Source organism: Paracoccus sp. (in: a-proteobacteria), assembly GCF_047605025.1.
Lineage (GTDB): Bacteria > Pseudomonadota > Alphaproteobacteria > Rhodobacterales > Rhodobacteraceae > Paracoccus.
In genome coordinates, this window is sequence record NZ_JASGGO010000008.1 from 1 (window position 1) to 15978 (window position 15978).

A 15978-nucleotide genomic window follows, 5' to 3' on the forward strand; every position below is an offset into this window, starting at 1 on the left:
CGCCAGAGCCGGCAGTTAATCAAATATCGGGAGAGTTTTGAGACGCTCTGCCTGATGTTCGCGGCCGGATACACCTCCATGGCGCGCCATGTCCGCCGGGCGGGTTCTACAGCTTCATCGGCCTGGGCTTCGGCCGGCGATGGGGCAATGCGGCTGCGATGGCGGCGATCGTTGGCTACAATGCCATGCAGATCGGGCTCTACGGTCTTTTCGGCGTGGCGGCCGCCTCGCTCGCCTCCGATCTTCTCGGCCTCGACCTGCCCTGGTGGCTGTGGTCCTTTCTCGCGCTCGCCAGCATCGCCTTCTTCGGCTACCGGCAGGTCGACCTGCCGGCCAAGGTGCTGGGGCTGGTCGTCGCCGGCGAATATCTCGTCGTGCTCCTGCTCGACCTCTTCATCCTGAAGGGCGCTCCGGCCGGAAACATCACCGCCGCGCCCTTCACCCTGTCGGCCCTGATGTCCGGGGCGCCGGCCATCGGCATCCTGTTCTGCTTCGCGAGCTTCGTGGGCTTCGAGGCCACCACGACTTATAGCGAAGAGGCGAAGAACCCCGAGCGCACCATTCCTCTGGCCACCTATGTCTCGGTGCTGCTGATCGGCGGGTTCTACGCCTTCTCGACCTGGTGCCTCGTCGTCGGCGCGGGCGCGAACGAAGTGGTGGACCGCATCGCCGCCCTGCCGGATCCGACGCTCTTCACCTTCGAACTGGCCGAGGATTTCGCGGGCCCCTGGGCGTGACTTCCTTCGCCGTGCTGCGCTTCTTCGCCCGTGTGCCTGACCCGGCGGTCGGCCCGCTGCGCCGCTCGGTGCTGCCGCTGGTGTCCGGCGTGGCGCTCGTGGCGGTCTTCGCGCTGGCGGTGGCGAGTTTCGACCTGCTGCTCGGCTCGGACGGGGCCCTGGCATGGATCCTGCCCGCGTTCATCCCGCTTGCCGCGCTGATCGGCTTCCTGCGGCCCGCCGAAAGCCTGCCCGACGCCCATGCTGCGCTGATCCCCGCCCCCCGAAATCCAACGACAGGAGCATCCCATGAACGTGACCAGAACCCGCATCAGCGACACGATGCGCAAGCTCGACTCTCGCAACTACTACACCGCCACCAAGAAATACGATCTCGCATTCCCGCGCCTGACGGAGGATCTCGACGCCGATGTCGTGGTGATCGGCGGCGGCTTTTCCGGCATCAACACCGCGCTGGAACTGGCCGAGAAAGGCATCACCAACATCGTCGTGCTTGAGGGCCGGCATCTGGGCTATGGCGGCACCGGCCGCAACGGCGGACAGGTGATGAGCGGCATCGGCCATGACATCGGGGCGATCTGCAGGCATGTCGGACCCGAGGGGCTGGAAATCATCTTCAAGATCGCCAACCTGGCCGCCGGGATCATCGCGGAGCGCGTGGCCCGCTACGGCATCGACGCCGACCTCTGCCACGGCTATGCTTACATGGCCTTCAACAAGCGCCAGGAAAAGACCCTGCGCCAGTGGGAGCAGGAGTTCCGCGCCGCCGCGCCCGAGGCGGAGATCGAGCTGCTGACCGGCCCCCGCGTGCGCGAGATCATCGGCTCGGACGCCTATTGCGCGGGGCTGAATACCATGGACGGCGGCCATGTCAATTCGCTGAACCTGCTGCTGGGCGAGGCGAAGGCGCTGGCGGGCCATGGCGGGCGGATCTTCGAAAACAGCCCCGTCATCTCTGTCGACTATGGCGAACGGATCACCGTGCGCACCAATGCGGGCAAGGTCACTGCCTCCAAGCTGCTCTGGGCCTGCGACAGTTTCCTCGCGGGGCTGGAGCCCGAGATCTATGGCCGCACGATCAACACCTTCGCCTTCCAGATCGCGACGGAGCCGCTGCCCGAGGATATGATCCGGCGGATAAGCCCGATCCGCGGTGCCTATTCCGACATCCACCCGGTCATCGACTATTACCGCGTGACGAACGAAAACCGGCTGCTCTTCGGTTCGGCCACCCGGATGGTGGATTACATCCCCGCCGATCTGGCGGGCTGGAACCGGGCGCTGATGCTGAAGATCTTTCCCTATCTCGGGGATGTGCGCATCGACATGGTCTGGGGCGGGCCGATGGCCTGTTCGGCCAATCTCTTCCCCCAGATCGGCACGCTCTCGAACCGGCCGAACGCCTTCTATGTGCAGGGCTATTCGGGCTTCGGCGTGACCCCCAGCCATATCGTGTGCAAGGTGCTGGCCGAGGGGATGAGCGAGGGCTCGGCTCGCTATGACCTCATGGCCTCGATCCCGCATGTCAACATTTTCGGTCGGGATCGACTGCGCGGCGGCGTGATGTCGGTGGCCAAGACCTGGCATCAGTTGTCGGGATATTTCAACGGCCGGCGCTGACGCAGACCCGGTGGGCGGAATCCCCAGATCGAAAACTGGAAGGGCCGTCCACCGGCGTCGATGACGTAACCGCCCGCCGGGATATGCCAGGTCGGCGCGTGCCCTGCCTTCTTGCCTGAGGATGCTTTTGGCCGATTTGGTCCAGACGAAGGGCTTTCGTTTGGTGTCGTGCAGGATCAGGCAGTCGTAGATCGCGCGGTTTACAGACCGCCCGGTCGATTCGGCGCAGGAAGGTCAGAAACTCCTTGGCCCGGTGTCGGGGCATGCAATCTTCGATCACCATGCCGGATTTCACGTCGAGCGCGGCGAACAGCGTGGACGTGATGGCTTGTGATCATGGGTCATGGCGGCCGCGCGGCCCTTCTTCAGCGGCAATCCGGGCTGGGTTCGGTCAAGCGCTTGTACTTGTGACTTTTCATCATCGCAGCGCACAACCGCCCGCTCGGGTGGATCGAGGTAAAGGCCGACGATCCCGGTGACTTTCTCCTAGGCGCGTCAGGCAGCCGGGGCGACGGCCACCGCCCGGCGATGGATCCTGCTTTTCGCCTTCACCGCATCAGTCTTTCCTTGACCATGGGTCCGACGGCGCCGAAATTCATCTGACCGGCATGGCGGTTGCGCAATTCGGCCATGACCCGCCCCATGTCGCGCACCGAAGCCGCGCCCAGTTCGGCCACCACCCTGTCCACGGCCTCTTGCGTCTCGGCCTCGGTCAACTGGCGCGGCAGATAGCCCTGGATCAGCAGGATCTCGTCCTGCTCGGCCTCGGCCAGTTCCAGCCGTCCGCCTTCCTCATAGGCACGGGCCGATTCCTGGCGCTGCTTGACCATTTTCGACAGGATCGCGGTCAGATCGGCGTCGCTCAGCGCCGCCTCCTCGCCCGCCTCGCCGCGCAGCGCGATCTCGCGGTCCTTGATCGCGGCGGAAATCAGCCGCAAGGTCGAAAGCCGAGCGCTGTCCCTGGCCTTCATCGCATCCTTGGTGTCGGCCGAGATCCGGGCGCGCAATCCCTGATTCTGAAGCATCTTGTCCTCGTGCATGGGTTCCGGGCCGCTTGAACCCGGCTTCGCGGCACAGGTCAACCCGGCACCGCGCCCAAGGTTCCCGGCTTGACCATCGCGGGCCATTTCCTTAGGTTCCCGCCGATTTACTCGGAGAAATGACCATGGCCCAGCATCCGGCGCCGCTTACGGCGCAGAAACCGACCGCATGTCTTGCGCTTGCGGACGGGACCGTGTTCTACGGCCATGGCTTCGGCGCGACCGGCGATGTGGTGGCCGAACTGGTCTTCAACACCGCGATGACCGGCTATCAGGAGATCATGACCGATCCCTCTTATGCCAGCCAGATCGTGACCTTCACCTTTCCCCATATCGGCAATACCGGCGTCACCACCCAGGATGACGAGGCCGCCGACCCGCATGCCTCGGGCATCGTGGTGAAATGGAACCCGACCGAGCCGTCGAGCTGGCGCGCGGCGGGCGATCTGGTCGAATGGATGCAGCGTCATGGCCGCGTCGGCATCGGCGGCATCGACACCCGCCGCCTGACCCGCGCGATCCGGCAGCAGGGCTCGCCCCATGTGGTGCTGGCCCATGACCCCGAGGGGCGCTTCGACATCGCCGCCATGGTGGCCCGCGCCCGCGAGTGGAAGGGCCTGGTCGGGCTGGACCTCGCCAAGGATGTCAGTTGCCGGCAAAGCTATCGCTGGGACGAGGGGCTGTGGTCCTGGCCGGGCGAGTTCGGCAAGGCCGATGAGACGAGGCCCTTCCGCGTGGTGGCGCTGGATTATGGCGCCAAGCGCAATATCCTGCGCTCGCTGGCGCAAAGCGGGGCCGAGGTGATCGTGCTGCCCGCCACCGCCACCGCCGACGAGGTGCTGGCGCATGAGCCCGAGGGGGTTTTCCTGTCGAACGGCCCCGGCGATCCGGCGGCGACCGGCGCCTATGCCGTGCCGATGATCCAGCAATTGCTGGACCACGACCTGCCGATCTTCGGCATCTGCCTGGGCCATCAGATGCTGGCGCTGGCGCTGGGGGCCAAGACGGTGAAGATGGGCCACGGCCATCACGGCGCGAACCATCCCGTGCGCGACGTAGAGACTGGCAAGGTCGAGATCACCTCGATGAACCACGGCTTCGCGGTCGATGCCCAGACCCTGCCCCATGGCGTGATCGAGACGCATGTGAGCCTGTTCGACGGCTCGAATTGCGGGTTGCGGATGCGGGATCGCCCGGTCTTCTCGGTCCAGCATCACCCCGAAGCCAGCCCCGGCCCGCAGGACAGCGCCTATCTGTTCCAGCGATTCACCGAGGCGATGCGCGCGCGTCGCTGACCCTGCCAGCCTGGTTAACCGCTTCTTAACCCTGCCATGCGATCAGGGACGAAAGAATGCGGGAATCGCCATGGCCGGACATGCTTTGCTGAAAACCCTTCCGGGCCGGTCCTTGCCGGCCCCCGCAACCCGTCCCAAGACACCGACCCAGGACAGCGTGATCACCGCGCGCGACAATCGGCAATTGGGCCAGATCCTGCTTGAGGATGGCGCGGTCGATCCGCGCAACCTTCTGAAAGCCATCGTGATGCGGCAGCGTCAATCGGCGCGCCTGGGCGAAATCCTGCTGGCCCAGGGCTGGGTTCAGGAGGATGCGCTGGTCCGCGCCCTCTCGCGGCAATGGCGCAGCAGCAGCATCGACCTGAAGGCCCTGCCCCCCGATCCCCGGCTGATCGACGCGCTTGGCGCCAGCTTCTGCCTGGCCGAGGGGCTGGTGCCCTGGCGCCGGGTCGGAGGCGTCACCTATATCGCCTGCGCCCGCCCCGATGCTTTCGATGGGCTGGCCGAACGCATGCCCCAAGAATACGGCACCCTGCGCATGCTCCTCTGCTCGGAAACGGACGCGCGCGAAGCGATCCTGAAGAACCGCCGCACCCACCTGATCCGCCAGGCCGAACTGCGCGTCCCCGCCGCCGAAAGCTGCCGCACCCGCAACGAACGCCGATTCGGCCGTATCGCCGTCGCAATGATGGCGGTGGCGGGACTGGGGGCGCTGCTGGCACCCCTGGGGGTGCTGGCGGTGCTGACGGCCTGGTCCGTGCTGACGCTTCTGGCCTCGATGCTGCTGAAATTGCTGTGCTTCCAGGCGATCCTGCGCAAGTCCGGGCAAGAGCGCGCATTAGAGCGCGCCATCGCCCAAGGCATCGTCGCCCGACCCGAGATGAAGGCGCCTCTGCCGGTGATCTCGGTCATGGTGCCGCTTTTCGCCGAGGCCGATATCGCGGACCGGCTGATCGGGCGCCTTTCGCGGTTGGACTACCCGCGCGAGTTGATGGACATCCTGCTTGTCGTCGAAGAAACCGATCGCATCACCTGCACGGCGCTTGAAGATACCCGCCTGCCGCGCTGGCTGCGCGTGATCAAGGTGCCGGAAGGCCCGATCCGCACCAAGCCCCGCGCGCTGAACTATGCGCTGAACTTCTGTCGCGGCGGCATCATCGGGGTCTGGGACGCCGAGGACCGGCCCGAGCCGGACCAGCTTCACAAGGTCGCGCGCGGCTTTCATTTCGCCGCCCCCGATGTGGCCTGCCTGCAAGGGGTTCTGGACTATTACAACCCGCGCACCAATTGGCTGGCCCGCGCCTTCACCATCGAATACGCGGCCTGGTTCCGGGGCACGCTGGCGGGCGCCGCCGCGCTGGACCTGGTGGTGCCGCTGGGCGGCACGACGCTGTTTTTCCGTCGCGACCTGCTGGAACAGGTCGGCGCCTGGGACGCCTGGAACGTGACCGAGGATTGCGACCTGGGCGTGCGCCTGACCCGGCGTGGCTATCGCACGCAGATGCTGGACACCGTCACCCATGAAGAGGCGAATTGCCGCCTGCTGCCCTGGATCAAGCAGCGTTCGCGCTGGCTCAAGGGCTTCGCCATGACCTGGGGCGTCCATATGCGCGATCCGCTGGGCCTGTGGCGCGACCTGGGCACACGGCGCTTCCTGGCGATGCAGGTGCAAATCGGGGTCTCGGTCTCGCAATATCTCCTGGCGCCGGTCCTGTGGAGCTTCTGGCTGTTGAGCCTGGGCTTGCCCCACCCCATGCGCGAAATGCTCGAAGGGCATCTGGGCGGCCATGCCATACCGGCGCTTTTCACGCTGTTTCTGGCCTCGGAATTCCTGAACTGGGCAATCGCCGCATGGACGGTGCGGGGGGCGGGCCATCGCCACCTCATGCCCTTCGTGCCCACGATGCACCTTTATTTCCCGCTGGGCTGCCTTGCGGCCTGGAAGGCGATCTACGAGGTCGTGGCCAAGCCCTTCTACTGGGACAAGACGCAGCATGGCCTGTTCGATCAGCAGGCCGAGAGCACCTTGCCCGAAACCGCGCCCGCAGCGGACGCCCCAGCCCTGCGCCAATTCCACGACCTTACCCCGGAAAAAGTCGATGAGACCGCGACGGTGCTCCGGGCATCTGAATAACCCCATGTTGCGTGGCCGCCTTCTTGGCTAATTTTGAGGCAAGGAGGGGCCATGACGGACGCAGGCCCTTTCACTGACGATCTCAAGCGCGCTGCTGTCGCGCAGATCACGCAACGGGGCTATGCGGCGAAGGAGGTTTCAAAGCGGCTCGGGGTAAGCACGCAGTCGCTTTATGCCTGGACGCGCAAGTTCGCGAAGGCGGTGTCGGGCAAGCGCGAGAAGGACGCCGAGATCCGGCGGCTGAAGCGGGAGTTGGCGCGGGCCTCCGAGGAACGTGACATCCTGAAAAAGGGCGAGCCATTTTCCGCCGTTGGTCCGAGGAACATGGCAAGCGCGTATTTCGCCAGGGATGCAAAGTGAGTGGAGCCATTGGAGCGCCATTGGTTCGAGCCCAATGGCGACGGCGTTTGTGGCCGAGCATCGGGGCCGGTTTTCGGTGCGGGCGATGTGGCGCCGCCTTCGCATCCAGCCGAGCGGATTTTAGCCCCTTCAGCACGGCGCTGATGTTCTGGCGCTTGAACTCGACCGATCCCCCGGGCCTTTCGTTCAAAAGCGGCAGAAGCCCGCGCCGGTGCTCGGCCTTGTTGTAGGGGCGGCCAGAAACGTCGTCTGCCAGCATCGCGAAGTAATCCGCGACGATGAGGTCGTTCTCATGATCTGTCCAAGGCCCGTTCGACATCGCGCCAGGCTATGGGCCGAAACTGCGTTTATTATCTTCGCGAACACCTCGCCCCAAAAGGCGACATCGTTGATGTTGGTTTGCACCATATGCAGGAAGAACGCGTTCTTCTCGCCGCCCCTCAGGCTTACCGCCGTGATCTTGGCCCGGTGGTGCAACTCTGCGCCCTTGCGAGCCAGGGCCTCCAGAGCGCAGATCTGTTCCTCATCATCCATGTCGTCACCTCGGAAATATCGGCCCGATCACGGGGCCAGGCAGAAAACGGCGACGAGAACCGCCGTCAGGCAAAAGCAAAGGGTGGCGAGGAAATCGCCCATGGCGCTGTCGTTCAGCCGGTCATGACCGGCCTTGAGCCGCTGCCAGCCCGCGCGAACCAAGGGGAGGCGGCGCGGGCTGGCGGGCTCACGCGCTGCAACGGTGGCAGCCGGAGCGCGGAGGCGGGAAAAAATGCGGGCGATCATGCTGCACCTTGGCGAACCGAGAAAATGCGCGCCCGCACAGCGTCCTGATCGCCGTAAACGGCCACCACCTCGTGCAGCGGGAATTTCTCGTCTATGATCTCCTGCATCCGCAGGCTGACCGCCGCGCGCACATTCGACAGGTGGTCGCGCGCATGCGGGCCGCGCAATTCGGTCAGGATTTCCGTCATGAAAGCGGCGCGCTTGCCCTCGGGCATGTCGTTCAGCGCCGAGCGGGCGATTTCAGCCAGGTCGAAGCGGGAATGCGGCATCATTACTTCCCCCCTTCGATCACCCGCAGGCCGGATCGCATCAGGCTGATTGCCGACTGGCTGCGACCCGTGACGCGCGAAATTTGCGCCAGAGACAGGCCCGCCCGGATCAACCGCAGGATTTTCTGCCGCTCTGGATCGGATATCGGCGTCACCGGCTTGCGCTTGCGCTTCGGCAGCGTCTGCTGTGTCCGCAAAAGCTGGTTTTCGGCCTGCAACAGTTCGATCAGGCGGTCGACGCTGATCTCATGCATCTGCGGCTCGCCGCCGGGCAACTCATAACGGCCGTGGCTGCGCAGGGCTGGCAGAACCTCGGCTGTCACCCATTTGCGGAACCGCTTGGCGGCGGGCTTCCGGCTGGTCAGGATCAGCGCATAGAGGCCGCTTTCGTTGATGACGTTGGTAGGGCGCCGGATACCCTCGATAGTATCGAGGGTGGTGTCGGCAATACCGACGCCACCTTTCCGGCTACCCTCATTAGTAATGAGGGTAACTTCGTCCTCGTCCAACCGCGCCAATGCTTGGCTGGGATTCCCGATTTCCAGAACCCGGCACACATCGGGGGCAACAAACCACGGCGCATCGTCGCGCATCACGATGCGGACGGCCTGCTCTTCGAAGTCAAAGGGGATGTTCGCGGTGGACATCAGGCGGCCTCTTTTGATTTTGGGGGACGGGGAATATCGCGCGGCCAGGCGAGGTCGGACGGCCAGCGGTCGGCGAGGAAGTCGATCAATCTCTTCGCGGTGCGGAGTGTGCAGCCGCCCCCCTTCTCGATCCGGTCGAAGAACTTCCCATCGTTCACGGCATATGCCGCGACGGTTGAAAGCTTGAGGCCAGAGTGGTCGGCGTAGGTCTTCGCCATCCCTGCGAGTTGATCAACGTCCATAGCACCCTCATTAGGCAATGTCCCAACACTATAATTAGGATATTTTCAATTTGTTAAGTTGGGTATTTTTGGGCAATCTCCCAACTTCAAGCAGGCAGGCCCATGGACTTCGCAGAGATTGTTCTTCGCCAACTGAAGGCGCTCAACCTGAACATAAATCAGGCTGAATTGAGCCGTGGCTTACCCCAAGGCTACATTCGCGGTGTCGTTCGAGATGATGACAAACGGGCTGTCCCGAATGTTCAGAAAGCAGAACAGATAGCGAGCGCACTAGGCATGGAATTCTACATCGGCCCACCGCGCGAGATAGGATCGGTCGTCACTACTGAGATCAGCGGGACGAACTACGTCGCCATCCCACGCTTCGATGCGCACCTGTCGGCAGGGTCCGGCATAGAAAATGGTGAAGCCCCTGCCATTGGCAGCATCGCGTTCCGGCGGGATTGGGTCGAGCGCGAGAACCTGTCCGCTTCGCAGACCATCGCCGTAAGCGTCCGGGGCGACAGCATGGAGCCCACGCTGTCAGATGGCGATCTGGTGTTGATCGACCAGCGCAAGCGAACACCGACGGGGCGACGGATCTACGCTCTCATCGGTCCCGAAGGTGAAGCTTTGGTGAAACGCCTGGAATACCTGCCGGGGGCCTTGCTCCTGCACTCGGACAACGCCTCGCACCCGACACAGATCATTACGCCAGCCGATGCCGAGCGGGTCAAAATCCTCGGCGAGGTCGTCTGGTGGGGGCATAAGGCAAAAGAGTAACCAACCTCTCCTGCAATCCTGCCAAGCTCGGTGCCAATAGTCCTCGCTGACTTCGCGTTGTGTTCCTGATATGTTCTTTCTATCCCGTTACGAACCACAGGAACCGCCATGCTCACCACCATCGCCCCGACCTCGCCTGTCGCCCCTTGGCTGGGCGGCAAGCGTAACCTCGCCAAGCGCATCTGACGCCACGCCCTGCGTCACATATGCCGAGCCCTTCGTGGGCATGGGCGGCATCTTCCTGCGCCGCTCGACCAGACCGCGCGCCGAGGTAATCAACGACCGGGGCCGCGACATCGCCAACCTGTTCCGGATCCTGTAACGCCACTATCCGCAGTTCCTCGACTGCCTGCGCTTCCAGCTGACCACCCGTGCCGAATTCGAGCGCCTGGTCCGCGTCGATCCCGAGCCCCTGACCGACCTCGAGCGCGCCGCGCGGTTCCTTTACCTCCAGCGCACCGCCTTTGGCGGCAAGGTCTCGGGCCGCAATTTCGGCGTGACGAAAGAGCGGCCGGGCCGGTTCAACCTGACCACGCTGGAACCGATGCTTGAGGATCTGCACATGCCGCGCGGCAGATCCTTCGGGATCGGCGCACCGGCTGCGGCGGTGTGACCGATTCCGAACGTCCACACTCCAACACCGTCGAGATAGGGGCCGGGCACGATGCCCTCATGCGCAACCAGAAAAGCTACGCCCTTGTCGGAAACCTGCATGATCACACCTCGAATTCATGGATTCCGGCCAGCAGGATCGAATCCTGTCCGGCGGTCAGCAGCACGCCCTGCGTGGTGGCGGTGACGGCATAGGCGCGCGCGCCCAGATCCAGCACGTCCAGCCCGGCGTCGAAGCCCAGGATGGTGTCGGCGCCGTGGCCCTCGCGGAAAATCAGCGTGTCCAGATCGCCGTCCCCCTCGGCCGCCGCGCCAGCCCACCAATCGCCGTTCGCGCTGATCAGATCGTTGCCCGCGCCGCCGGTGATGGTGTCGCGCCCCTCGCCCCCTTCCAGCGTGTCGTTCCCGCCGGTTCCGGTCAGCACGTCATCGCCCCAGCGAGTGTTCCAGACCATGCCGGTGGTGCCGATGACCTTCGCCCCGGCGCCGCTAACCGTGTCCTGGCCCTCATGCGTCCAGCCCATCTCGAAGCCCTGGAATCGCAGGGTGCTCTGCGCGCCGCCGATGTCGGTTTCCGCGCCGCCGACCATCGCCCCGTCCGCGCGGACCCGGTTGACATTGACCGCGACACCGCCAGAGTTTTCCCAGCCGTCCTTAATCCAGACGTTGATCAGGTCCGACCCGGCGCCGCCGAAAATGGTGTCGTTTCCGACGATCTCATCGAAATTTCCCTGGCCCCAGCGGATATTGTCGTTGCCCGCGCCGCCATAGATCAGGTCGTTGCCTGTCGAGCTTTGGACGAAATCATCGCCCAACCCGGCGCGGATCGTGTCGTTGCCGGAACCGCCGTCGATGAAATCCCCCGCGCGCGAGCCGATGATGTCGTCGTTCCCGCCTCCGGCCCAGATCGACAGGCCATAGCGGTCCACGGCGGCGGCACCGGCCCGGATCATGTCATTGCCGTCGCCCAGGTGGATACGCTCGGTCCCGTCGAAGACCAGCGTGCCGGATGCCGCCCGCGCCACGCCATCCTCGGTGCTGGCGAAGATGAGCTTCACGGCCTCGCTGATGATCAGCCGGTCGCCGCCGGTTTTGTCCATGTAGACGCTTTCATCATAGGATTCGTCGGTATCGCCGCCGTGGATCGTGGCCGAGCCGCCGGCCCAGGTGAACTCGTCGGCCCCGCCGAGGCCGAAGGTCTCGGTGCCGGGCGAGATGCTGATGATGTCGTCGGATTGCGTGGGCATGACCCCTCCTTTGCAATAAAAAAGGCCGCCCCGAGGGACGGCCTGCTAATTTTTGCATATACGTTATTGCCCCCGCCGGATAATTAACGTATATACATTCCATGATAATCGTATGGGACGAACCTAAGCGCCAAGCCAACCTGTCCAAGCACGGGATGGACTTCGCCGATCTGGACGTGGAGTTCTTCGCGACGGCAACCATCGTCACGGCGAAGAGCGATCGCTACGCCGCCATCGGCTATCTGGCGGACGGGACTGTCACCACGATTTTCGCAACCTTGGGCGCGGAAGCTGTTTCGATCATTTCGATGCGCCGGGCCAGCAAGAAGGAGAGGGCGACGCATGAGCAAAAGGTTTGACCCAAAACACGCCGCCGCGCACGGCTACACCCGCGCGGACTGGGACGCGGTGGAATCCCCGGAACTGACCGAAGACGAACTGTCCAAAGCCAGACCCTTCGCCGAGGTCTTCCCGGCTATTGCCGAAAAGATACGACAGGCAGGACGGCCCAAGTCCGACAATCCCAAGGTCGCGGTTTCGATCCGGCTGGATCAGGACGTTGTTGATGCCTTCAAGAAAGGTGGCCCCGGTTGGCAGTCCCGCATGAACGCGGCGCTGCGCGAGGCGGCTCACCTGTCGGCAACCTGATCACCCCCGCCTGCTAGGCAGCAACTGATAGGTGACGGTATCGGTTCGGTCGAAGATGTGCTTCCCGCCGCAATCGTATTCCAGCGCCAGATAAAGCTCGATCCGGCCCGGCTCCAAGCCTCCGGGCGCGGTCAGTTCGATGCGCAGCCGGGTGGCTTCCTCGCCGATTTGGCGCGTCGGCCGGACCTCTGATCCGGGCGTGGCAATTCCGTCCCTATCCGTGAACAGCGACTGCCCGATCACGAAGACGCAGCGTGCGCCAAGCGGCGTGCGCGACATGACCAGATTAAGAACCACCGGCGCGCCCACGCGCACCGGCTCGGCGACATGGGACAGTCCGGGCGGCTGGCGGATCACGCGGTTGTCACCCGTGGTCGTCGCCAGATCGCTGCGCAGCGCGGCCACCTGGACTTGCAGGTCGACAGCACCAGCGGCGCATGCCACACCGCCTTAGCCGTGTCCCAGAAGGGCGTGAAAATCGCCAGGAAGGTCGCCATGAAAATCGTCCCGACGAGCCAGAGCGCAATGCCCGTCAGCCAGATCCACAGGCGGTCCAGAAAGAACTGGCGGGTCGGCAGCAGGCGCTGGCCATTGCTCTCGATGGTCTGGGTCATTGTGGTTTCTGATCAGGCAGGGGCATGAAAAAGCCCGCCGTGGGGCGGGCTAATAGATCATTTCTTTAGAAATTTCCCTAGGCGGCTTCGGTGCGGTCATACAATTCAACGCGCATATTTTTAATCGACCCCGCATACAAAATACCGCAAACTGGCAACCGAACCTCGGCTCGTGTGGGGCGCCGCGCTCCGTGCTGAGGCATTTCTTTTATGTCCTGATCCACAGGCGCTTTTCCGGAAATTATTATAGATGAACCTGGCTTCGGTTCTGGAAGGCTTTCAAACGATATCATAGACAGAAGGAACTTGTATTTAGGCTCTTCCATCCCAGGCTGCATGGTGTTGGCTGAGAACCACGATCCATTGACCTTGACAAAACAGCGGCATATATCGCCAGTGCAAGCAAATTTTGCTGCCAGCAGGTTCCCGCCATCGACCTCGATTGAGATAAACCCCGCGCCAAGGTCGAATGCTGTCTCATCATAAAGGTAGTTCTTGAACCTCTCTTTTGGCAGATCTGGAATATCATCGGCCACAATAAGCTTAGAGTTCGCATAGTTATTAGGATCAATTTCCGCAGGCAATTCACTCGGACCAAGACGAGAAATAAGATAATCCTTTATCCTGTCAGCGATGATTTCCGCAGCCAGAGTCGTGAATATCGGGCGCTGATAGTGAGCATAGTCGCCATATGCGCCAGGAGACTCGAAAAAGTCTCTCCCAAATCTCTGAACCAGCGAGGCATTTACGTCAACCGGCGTGAGGCCATAGTAATTTGCCAAGTAATGAACTCCCCCGTGCAGTGGATTGATAGTAGATCTATGCATTCCCGTGCGAGTCGCAAAAATAACAGGTATGATCTTAATGGATGGATTTATCTGTCGAGCATAGCGTATCACCCCCTCCATCCCCCTTACCCATCGTGACAGACCCTCAATGGTTGACGAGAAAACGCTTGTATCGTTTAATGTGTACTCTATTATAAGTAAGTCGCTTGCTTTAATGGATTCGACATTCATCTTCAGGTTTATCAATCCCGTGAAAATCGTTGTATTACCCACAGCGAGATTGGAGGATATTTTAAGGTTGATACCATATTTTTTCAAACATCTCGGAAGTTCTGTCAGATAACCGGGACGCATGACAGTGTTCGATCCGCCGATTGCTACTGCCGTTACATTCTTCATATCTCTTCCTCAGATCTAGGTGCCACTACCCATTAACCTTAGAAAAGGCGTCTCTGCAATCATCGATTGCATCTCGAACATGCCTTTGCTGCCTTTAGCTTCATTTTCCCTGTCAACCCGCTGCCCGATCAGGCAGGGGAGGCATAGAACTGGCTACTCTCGCCGGAACCCGGCTCAATATAATAGTCGGTTCCGGTCCCCGCATCCAAGCCCAGCCCTTCATTGCGGCCTTGGCCACCACCAATGCCAATGCAGCCGATGAAGATGTTACGATCAGCGTGCAGCGTCACGGGGTCTCCGTTGACCCAGCGCCAGCTATGCAGACCGTCAGAAGCCACGCCGGAGGTATGGGTCGGCGGGATGGTGCCAAACGAGTTCACCGCCGATTCGTCCTCGGTCTGATACATGTTCAGGCCATATCGGCAGTAGCTCGATGACGGGAAGAGGTCGGATGCGCTGGCCCCCCATACCCGCAGGGTGCACTGCGCGTTAACGAATCCAGCATACCAATTGCCGATACCGATGCAGCCTGAGACCACGTTGTCTTTGGCTAGGCCGCCGGCCGAGGGAGACATGCCGACGGCGCGCTTGCAGCCGTTCGAGACGATGCCGCTGGCGCAGTTACGTGACTCGATAAAAGCCAGCGCGCTGCCCTCGCAGTTGATGGCACGGCCGCCGGTGATCGTGTTTTCATAGCCGGTCATGCTAAAACCGGCATCAGCGCCATCTTCGATGTAGTAGTCGACCACGGAGTTCCGGTAGCAGTCATACCGAATCCCCACGCATTCCAGCCCGAAGCGGCCCTTGGTAATATTGGTGGCATAGGTCTCCTGCTGCCACGCGGTCAGGGTCGAGAAGTCCACCCGTTTGCGAACCCTGCTGATGGTGTTGAACGCCGCCGCGTCTTGCAGATAGATCAGGAATGCCGGGATATTCTCGCCGTCGATGTCACTGATGTTGTTGTAGCGCCCGCCAGTAATGCGGATCCCAGCGCCGCGCGCGTTGACGATATCAATACGCGAGAGGCTGTTTCCAGATCCAGCTATATCAAACCCGCTGTTCCAGTTGGTCAGCAGCAGGTCGGAGACCCTGGCTTGCGTCGAGGTCAGCCGAAACTTGTAGACCGTGCTGGCGTGGTCCCCGAGCAACGTCAGCCCCTGCAGGACGAAGCCGGGATTGCTTACGACCGTCTGGGTCGCTCCGGCGAATCTCACTATCGGATGCCCGAACAGCCCCACCAGCCCGGCCCCTGCCGGAGGGTTGAGCCCTCCGGATATCAGTATCTGGCCGCCATTCGGAGGAATGCCAAGGACCGGCACGCGCCCGGCCGCAGCCAGGCTTGTCCATGCCGCACTAATAGCGGCGGTCGCATCGATCACCCCGGAGGGATCTACCCCATAATCAAAGATGGAAGGCAGTTCTCAGCCCTTGGCTGCCAGCGTTCGAGACACTGTAGTCCCCGGAGCCTGATAGCTCGCCAAGCCTGCGACTATATCACTAGTCGGATAATCATTAGCCGTTAGAATACGCATAGCGACACCTCAAGCGGTCAAGGCTGCGCCAACAGCATCCCATACAGGGGCCGGGCGAACCTCAATAGAAGACAAAGACCCATCAAAGCCGGATAGAGGGCCAAAGCGCCCAATCATGGCTTGAGTGATAACAGGCAGCCCCACAGTAATAGGGACAATCGGACCAGAAATTCCACCGGAAAATACCTGCATCTGCGATGCTATTCCAAGCAAACCCGACCTTGAAAGAAGTCCCTGCGGTAGGGGCGCTGA

General features: G+C 62.4%; 18 protein-coding genes and 4 pseudogenes. 9 read left to right on the forward strand and 13 right to left on the reverse strand.

Annotated elements, in window-relative coordinates; genetic code table 11:
- Positions 1–68: 68 nt before the first annotated feature.
- Both QM682_RS06265 and QM682_RS06270 read left to right on the forward strand, forming a co-directional pair.
- A complete protein-coding gene (locus QM682_RS06265) occupies positions 69–737 on the forward strand; it encodes an APC family permease (protein ID WP_415128191.1) in 669 nt (222 codons plus the stop codon).
- Between the two features lie 288 nt (positions 738–1025).
- Positions 1026–2357: an NAD(P)/FAD-dependent oxidoreductase gene (locus QM682_RS06270; protein WP_415128088.1), complete on the forward strand. Its 1332-nt coding sequence runs from the start codon at positions 1026–1028 to the stop codon at positions 2355–2357.
- Between the two features lie 181 nt (positions 2358–2538).
- Here the strand turns inward: QM682_RS06270 and QM682_RS06275 are convergent.
- Both QM682_RS06275 and QM682_RS06280 read right to left on the reverse strand, forming a co-directional pair.
- A pseudogene (locus QM682_RS06275) lies at positions 2539–2843 on the reverse strand (IS630 family transposase); the annotation flags it as partial.
- Positions 2844–2905: 62 nt separating this feature from the next.
- Positions 2906–3382, reverse strand: a complete 477-nt coding sequence (locus QM682_RS06280) for a GatB/YqeY domain-containing protein (RefSeq protein WP_415128089.1) — start codon at positions 3380–3382, stop codon at positions 2906–2908.
- A 140-nt stretch (positions 3383–3522) separates the two neighbouring features.
- Between QM682_RS06280 and carA the strand changes: the two genes are divergently transcribed.
- From carA to QM682_RS06295, 3 genes and pseudogenes are all read left to right on the forward strand, one after another.
- Positions 3523–4692, forward strand: a complete 1170-nt coding sequence (gene carA / locus QM682_RS06285) for a glutamine-hydrolyzing carbamoyl-phosphate synthase small subunit (protein ID WP_415128090.1) — start codon at positions 3523–3525, stop codon at positions 4690–4692.
- 70 nt (positions 4693–4762) lie between these two features.
- Positions 4763–6826 (forward strand): glycosyltransferase, encoded by a 2064-nt coding sequence (locus QM682_RS06290; RefSeq protein WP_415128091.1) that lies wholly within the window; start codon positions 4763–4765, stop codon positions 6824–6826.
- A gap of 51 nt (positions 6827–6877) precedes the next feature.
- Positions 6878–7307, forward strand: a pseudogene (locus QM682_RS06295) (transposase); the annotation flags it as partial.
- Here QM682_RS06295 and QM682_RS06300 read toward each other — a convergent pair.
- From QM682_RS06300 to QM682_RS06320, 5 genes and pseudogenes are all read right to left on the reverse strand, one after another.
- Positions 7308–7505 (reverse strand): annotated as a pseudogene (locus QM682_RS06300) (hypothetical protein); the annotation flags it as partial.
- 242 nt (positions 7506–7747) lie between these two features.
- The gene (locus QM682_RS06305) at positions 7748–7966 is read right to left on the reverse strand and encodes a hypothetical protein (RefSeq protein ID WP_415128092.1); all 219 of its coding nucleotides are present in this window, start codon (positions 7964–7966) and stop codon (positions 7748–7750) included.
- Positions 7963–8238 (reverse strand): hypothetical protein, encoded by a 276-nt coding sequence (locus QM682_RS06310; RefSeq protein WP_415128093.1) that lies wholly within the window; start codon positions 8236–8238, stop codon positions 7963–7965. The genes QM682_RS06305 and QM682_RS06310 overlap by 4 nt, the downstream gene beginning before the upstream one ends.
- Positions 8238–8882 carry a BRO family protein gene (locus QM682_RS06315; RefSeq protein ID WP_415128094.1) on the reverse strand — a complete coding sequence of 215 codons (645 nt, stop codon included), beginning with the start codon at positions 8880–8882 and terminating at the stop codon, positions 8238–8240. The genes QM682_RS06310 and QM682_RS06315 overlap by 1 nt, the downstream gene beginning before the upstream one ends.
- Entirely contained in the window at positions 8882–9124 is a 243-nt protein-coding gene (locus QM682_RS06320) for a hypothetical protein (protein ID WP_415128095.1), read from the reverse strand. The genes QM682_RS06315 and QM682_RS06320 overlap by 1 nt, the downstream gene beginning before the upstream one ends.
- Before the next feature lie 102 nt (positions 9125–9226).
- Between QM682_RS06320 and QM682_RS06325 the strand changes: the two genes are divergently transcribed.
- Both QM682_RS06325 and QM682_RS06330 read left to right on the forward strand, forming a co-directional pair.
- On the forward strand, positions 9227–9886 hold the full coding sequence (locus QM682_RS06325; RefSeq protein WP_415128096.1) for a S24 family peptidase: 660 nt from the start codon (positions 9227–9229) through the stop codon (positions 9884–9886).
- A gap of 108 nt (positions 9887–9994) precedes the next feature.
- Positions 9995–10448: pseudogene (locus QM682_RS06330) on the forward strand (DNA adenine methylase); the annotation flags it as partial.
- On the opposite strand, the gene QM682_RS06335 reads toward QM682_RS06330, so the two are convergent.
- Positions 10331–10600 (reverse strand): hypothetical protein, encoded by a 270-nt coding sequence (locus tag QM682_RS06335; RefSeq protein ID WP_415128195.1) that lies wholly within the window; start codon positions 10598–10600, stop codon positions 10331–10333. The pseudogene QM682_RS06330 and the gene QM682_RS06335 sit on opposite strands and share 118 nt — an antisense overlap.
- Before the next feature lie 2 nt (positions 10601–10602).
- Positions 10603–11745 (reverse strand): calcium-binding protein, encoded by a 1143-nt coding sequence (locus QM682_RS06340; protein WP_415128097.1) that lies wholly within the window; start codon positions 11743–11745, stop codon positions 10603–10605.
- Positions 11746–11846: 101 nt separating this feature from the next.
- Here QM682_RS06340 and QM682_RS06345 point away from each other — a divergent pair, with 101 nt between their 5' ends.
- A complete protein-coding gene (locus tag QM682_RS06345; protein ID WP_415128098.1) occupies positions 11847–12104 on the forward strand; it encodes a BrnT family toxin in 258 nt (85 codons plus the stop codon).
- Positions 12088–12393, forward strand: a complete 306-nt coding sequence (locus tag QM682_RS06350) for a BrnA antitoxin family protein (RefSeq protein WP_415128099.1) — start codon at positions 12088–12090, stop codon at positions 12391–12393. Before QM682_RS06345 ends, QM682_RS06350 begins: the two co-directional genes overlap by 17 nt.
- Here the strand turns inward: QM682_RS06350 and QM682_RS06355 are convergent, their stop codons facing one another.
- The 4 genes from QM682_RS06355 to QM682_RS06370 all read right to left on the reverse strand — a co-directional run bounded on the left by QM682_RS06355 (position 12394) and on the right by QM682_RS06370 (position 15573).
- Positions 12394–12798 (reverse strand): hypothetical protein, encoded by a 405-nt coding sequence (locus tag QM682_RS06355; RefSeq protein WP_415128100.1) that lies wholly within the window; start codon positions 12796–12798, stop codon positions 12394–12396.
- Positions 12747–13007 carry a hypothetical protein gene (locus tag QM682_RS06360; protein WP_415128101.1) on the reverse strand — a complete coding sequence of 87 codons (261 nt, stop codon included), beginning with the start codon at positions 13005–13007 and terminating at the stop codon, positions 12747–12749. Before QM682_RS06360 ends, QM682_RS06355 begins: the two co-directional genes overlap by 52 nt.
- 77 nt (positions 13008–13084) lie before the next feature.
- Entirely contained in the window at positions 13085–14194 is a 1110-nt protein-coding gene (locus tag QM682_RS06365) for an SGNH/GDSL hydrolase family protein (RefSeq protein WP_415128102.1), read from the reverse strand.
- A gap of 128 nt (positions 14195–14322) precedes the next feature.
- Positions 14323–15573, reverse strand: coding sequence for a hypothetical protein (locus QM682_RS06370; protein ID WP_415128103.1), 1251 nt, complete (start codon positions 15571–15573; stop codon positions 14323–14325).
- Positions 15574–15978 lie beyond the last annotated feature (405 nt).